This window comes from Pseudovibrio sp. POLY-S9, from assembly GCF_001431305.1.
Taxonomy (GTDB): Bacteria; Pseudomonadota; Alphaproteobacteria; order Rhizobiales; family Stappiaceae; genus Pseudovibrio.
Map to the genome: position 1 here is coordinate 104848 of NZ_LCWX01000243.1, position 5317 is coordinate 110164.

2 protein-coding genes and 1 pseudogene are annotated in these 5317 nt (G+C 53.6%); all 3 read left to right on the forward strand.

Annotation, left to right across the window (positions count from 1 at the left end; all coding sequences use genetic code 11):
* Nucleotides 1-1199 (forward strand): penicillin-binding protein 2 (locus PPL9_RS27580; RefSeq protein WP_208989676.1); only part of this gene is annotated, 1199 nt, incomplete at its 5' end.
* Between the two features lie 112 nt (nt 1200-1311).
* The gene (locus tag PPL9_RS34820) at nt 1312-5013 is read left to right on the forward strand and encodes a UDP-N-acetylmuramoylalanyl-D-glutamyl-2,6-diaminopimelate--D-alanyl-D-alanine ligase (RefSeq protein WP_057465723.1); all 3702 of its coding nucleotides are present in this window, start codon (nt 1312-1314) and stop codon (nt 5011-5013) included.
* A gap of 10 nt (nt 5014-5023) precedes the next feature.
* A pseudogene (gene mraY, locus PPL9_RS33870) lies at nt 5024-5317 on the forward strand (phospho-N-acetylmuramoyl-pentapeptide-transferase); the annotation flags it as partial.

Here is a 5317-nt window from a genome sequence, read left to right on the forward strand (position 1 = left end):
GTCATATTCTGGGGACTGTGAATGTCGACAACCAGGGCCTCTCTGGCATGGAGAAGTATGTCGATCAGGCGTGGCTGAAGGATCTGCAGGATCTTGGCTTTACGCAGGATCGGACCATGGAGCCTGTCAAGCTTTCGGTTGATCTGCGGGTTCAGCATGCGGTGCGTGATGAGCTGCGCCGTTCCATGGAATACTACAAGGCCAAAGCGGCCATGGGTGTGGTGCTGAAAGCGGACACCGGTGAAGTGATCGCCATGACGTCGTTGCCGGACTTTGATCCAAACAACCGTCAGCAGGCGCTTGAAAAAGCACGCATGAACCGGGTGACTGGTGGTGTGTTTGAGATGGGCTCCATCTTTAAAGGCATTACCATTGCGATGGCGCTGGATAGCGGCAAGGTGAAGCTGGAAGACGGCTTTGACGCTACCAAGCCTATCCGTGTTGCAGGTCAGAAGATCGATGACTTCCACGGGAAACGCCGTGTTTTGTCCGTGCCTGAAGTTTTCATTTACTCCTCCAATATCGGCACCATCAAAGTCATGCAGAAAGCGGGCATTGAGGAGCAAAAGGCGTTCCTGAAGAAGGTTGGCCTGACCCAGAAAATGACGACCGAGATTCCTGGCGTTGCGCGGCCTCTGCTTCCACCGAAGTGGAATGACCTTGCTGCAATGACGATCTCTTTTGGTCATGGTTTGGGTGTAACGCCGCTGCAGATGGCCGTTGCGGGTGCAACTCTGGTCAATGGCGGCAAGTATCTTGAACCAACGTTCCTGCCTCGTAGTGAGGAAGACGCTGACAAGCTTGCTCAACAGGTTCTGAAACCAGAAACCAGCGAGATCCTTCGGTATCTCAACCGTGAAAATGTCCTGCGTGGATCCGGGCGGCGTGCTGCTGTGCCGGGTTATGATGTTGGCGGTAAGACTGGAACAGCGCAGAAGGTTGTGAATGGCCGTTATGCTGAAGGTGTTTATCTGAACTCCTTTATGTCGGCGTTCCCGATGTCCAATCCTGAGTATCTCGTTTTGATTGTTTTGGATGAGCCGCAAAAAGTGGAGGGGCAACGTTATTCCACCGCAGGGTGGAATGCTGTGCCAACCACTGCATCTGTTATCCGCAGAATTGCACCAATGCTCGGCGTAGTGCCTGATTTCGCAGATGACGCAGAAACAATTCCGGTTTCCTATCAGAACCGGAACTAAACAGGAGAATTGAATGAGGCAATACACGGAGATTTTGGGGAAATATGAAGACAATTGTTCTCCAAATCTGGTTTGCCACATTCATGTCTCATAGGCCGGACATATCGACGCTATGTTGCTTAAAGACCTTACAAAACAAGAGATAATCTCCGCCGAGGGCGATGGGCCAGACGGGGTTGATACTCTTAATATTTCGGGGCTTACTGCTGATAGTCGAGCAGTGGAGCCCGGTTTTGTTTTTGCTGCTCTCAAGGGCGCGAAAGTTGATGGTGCGAAGTTTATCGAGCAGGCCGTAGACGCTGGTGCTGCTGTCATTTTGATTGATGCGGATAGAATTTCTGATGATATCCGCAAGCAAGCCAAACAGGTTCCGCTGGTCGCTGCACAAGATGCGCGCCGGGAGCTTGCTTTGATGGCGGCTGCTTTCTCTGGCAAACAACCTGAGAAGATGGTCGCTGTGACAGGCACTGCGGGCAAAACGTCTGTTGCTGTTTTCGTGCGTCAGATCTTTGAATATGCCGGGCTGGTTTCTGCTAGTCTTGGAACCATTGGTACTGTCACATCGACAGGGCAGAGCTATGGCGGCTTGACCACACCTGACCCTGTGTCTTTGCATGAAGACCTTAAGCGTCTGGCAGAGGATGGGATTACCCATGCTGCGCTGGAGGCGTCCAGTCACGGGTTGGACCAGCATCGTCTTGATGGTGTGCGCATTGTTGCAGCTGGCTTTACCAACCTTGGCCGAGACCACATGGACTACCACCCAACGGTGGAAGACTACCTTCAGGCAAAATTGCGTTTGTTCCGCGATTTGTTGCCGGATGATGGTGTGGTTGTTGTTGATCCGGAAACGCAATTTGCTGACCGCGTTCTGGCGATTGCGGAAGAGCGTGGCCTCAAGACGTTTACGACTGGTGTTTTTGGCGATGATCTGAAAGTGCTTAGCGTTCAGCCAGAGGGCTTCAGTCAGGTTCTTGAGCTGGAAACGGCTGAGGGTGTGTTTTCTGTCGCCTTGCCGTTGGCAGGTGATTTTCAGGTGAGTAATGCCCTGATTGCCGCGGGTCTGGCTATTTCTGCTGGTGTGGAGCTTCAAACTGTTCTTGAAGCGCTGACCGTGCTGCGTGGTGCGCCGGGCCGGATTGAGCATGTGGGCACACGTGAAAACGGCGCTCTGGTGTTTGTTGATTATGCTCATAAGCCGGAAGCGCTGGAGAATGTGCTTGCAGCCTTGCGCCCCTTTGCGGTTGGTCGCTTGATCAGTGTGTTGGGGTGTGGCGGTGATCGTGATGCGGGTAAACGCCCGTTGATGGGCGAGATTTCTGCCCGTCTTGCTGATGTTTCCATTGTGACTGATGATAATCCGCGCACGGAAGATCCTGATAAAATTCGCGAAGAGATTGTTGCTGCTTGTCCTGCGGCCCTTGAGATTGGGGATCGTGCACTTGCCATCCGCCAGGCGGTGAAGATGCTGCAAGAAGGCGATGTGCTTTGTGTGGCCGGTAAGGGGCATGAAACCGGGCAGATTGTTGGAACGGAAGTTCTGCCTTTCTCTGACCATGAAGAAATCCAGAAAGCGCTCGCAGAAGCTTCTGCTGAAAATGGTGCCTCTCCTGTTGCTGAGACTGATCTGCCTGAGATCTCTCTTGATCTGGATGAGATGGACCTGCTGGCTGACGAAGGTGATGAGCTGGCAGCTGCTGAAGCGCTCGATGACGATGATCTGTTGGCTGCGGTGCAGGCTGGTGTTGAGGAGCTGGAAGCTACTCTGCCGGAAAATCCTGATGATGCACGTGATCAAGAGGAAGAAGACTGGCTGGCGCTGGAAGAAGATGTTCTGGGCGCTGATGATCTTGCAGATGCGGAACTGGCTGATGTTGAGAGCCATGATCCTGATTTTGGCAAGGATGGCTTCCCCAATGTGGCGGAAGATACACCGGATGCACTTGAAGACGAGCTGCTGGGTGACCTAGCGGCTATCGAAGCCGAAGCCGAAGCCGAAGCCGAAGCCGAAGCCGAAGCCGAAGAGAAGCCTGAAGTCGCAGCAGAGAGTGCTGTTGAGCCGGAAGAGGCGCCAAACGCGGATGCGGATGCATTTCTTGCGGATGAAGGTCTTGAAGAGGTTGCTCCGGAGGTCACGGAAGATGTATCGCAGTCCACTCAACCCGATGAGCAGGACGGCACAGAAGCAATAGGTGGGTTACCTGCTTCTGAGGAACCTGCTGAGACGGCTGAGACTGCTGCTTTTGAGCGTAAAACCGAAGAAAAACCAAAGCTCAAGTCAGCGATAGACAAGCCTGAGTGGACTATCGTCCCCCATATCAACCTATTGGACCCGGACATTAAGTCGGAATATGAGCGGCAAATGATTGAACTGCCTGAAATAGACCGTGGGCCGCTGTGGCTGCTTAACGATTTTCTGGAGGCAGTAGATGGGGATGTTTACGGTGATCTGAGTGATGACATAACCGGAATCTCCATTGATAGCCGGGTGATCCAACCCGGTGAAGCCTTCTTCGCGATTAAGGGCGAGAACTTTGACGGTCATGCGTTCGCAGGAACAGCTGTTGAGGCTGGTGCTGCTGTGGCTGTTGTTGCGCGTGACAAGCTTGCTGAGCTGCCGGAAGGTGGCCGCTATGTGGCTGTTGATGATGTGCTTCAAGCGTTGGAGCGTCTTGGTGTGGCTGCGCGCGCGCGCTCGAAAGCGCGGATCATCGCGGTTACTGGTTCTGTTGGAAAAACAGGCTCGAAAGAAGCTTTGCGTCTCTGCCTGTCAAAGTCCGGTATCACCCATGCACCTGTGGCGAGCTTCAACAACCATTGGGGTGTGCCGCTGACATTGGCGCGTATGCATGCTGATACTGAGTTTGGCATCTTTGAGATTGGTATGAACCATCGCGGTGAGATCACGCCACTGGTGAAAATGGTTCGTCCGCATGTGGCAATCGTGACCACTGTGGAGCCCGTGCATCTGGAAGCCTTTAACTCCGTTGAAGATATCGCGCGTGCGAAGGCTGAGATCTTCACTGGCATCGAAAAGGGTGGTGTGGCGATCCTGAACCGGGATAACCGCCAGTATGACTTGCTTCGTTATCTGGCAGCTGTGGCCGGGGTGCGGAACATTGTCAGCTTTGGTATGCAGCCGGGCGCTCAGTCCATTGCCAAAAAAGTGGCTGCAAACCCTGATTGTTCTTGTCTGAATGCCAATATTCTCGGGCAGGAGATTTCCTACAAGATCGGCGCTCCGGGTGCACACCATGTGATCAACTCACTGGGCGTGCTGACCGGGGTTATGGAGCTGGGGGCCAATCTTGCGTTTGCTGGTCTGGCCCTTGCAGAAATGTCTGCGCCGAAAGGGCGTGGTGCGCAGACCGTTCTTGATGTGAATGGTGGCACGGCGTTGCTTGTTGACGAGAGCTATAATGCCAACCCGGCGAGTATGCGCGCTGCGATCAATCTGGTGGCTGGTCTGCCCGTTGCGAAGAATGGCCGTCGCATCGCCGTATTGGGAGATATGCTCGAATTAGGTGCAGATTCCGACAAGTTGCACGCAGACCTTGCGCGTGAACTGGAGCGCGCAAAGATCGACGTGGTTTATTGTGTGGGTACTCACATGAAGGTGCTCTGGGACCTGTTGCCTGCACAGACCAGAGGCGCCTATTCAGAGACCTCCGACAAACTGGAAAAAGACCTGTTGTCGGAAGTGCGTCCCAACGACATCGTGATGGTAAAGGGCTCCCTTGGAACCCGTATGGGTCCACTTGTGGATGCCTTGAAGAAACGTTTTCCTGAACCGGCTGCAACCGGTAAGTCCTGAGGTTGACTAAATGCTATATTTGCTGGCGGAGCTTTCAGAGGTTTATCCTTCCCTGTCTGCGCTGAATGTTTTTAAATACATTACGTTCCGTACCGGCGGCGCGATTATGACTGCTTTGTTGTTTGTGTTCCTGTTTGGCCCACGCATCATTGATGCGCTGCGTTCGCGTCAGGGACATGGACAGCCAATTCGTGAAGACGGGCCTGCGAGCCATCTGCTGACAAAAAAGGGTACGCCTACCATGGGCGGCCTGATGATCCTTTCCGGGATGATTGTTGCGACGCTGTTGTGGGCTGACCTTCGC

What these genes read in the sequence shown, in the direction of transcription:
- PPL9_RS34820 (WP_057465723.1), top strand. Translation starts at nt 1,312, where the DNA reads ATGTTGCTTAAAGACCTTACAAAACAAGAGATAATCTCCGCCGAGGGC.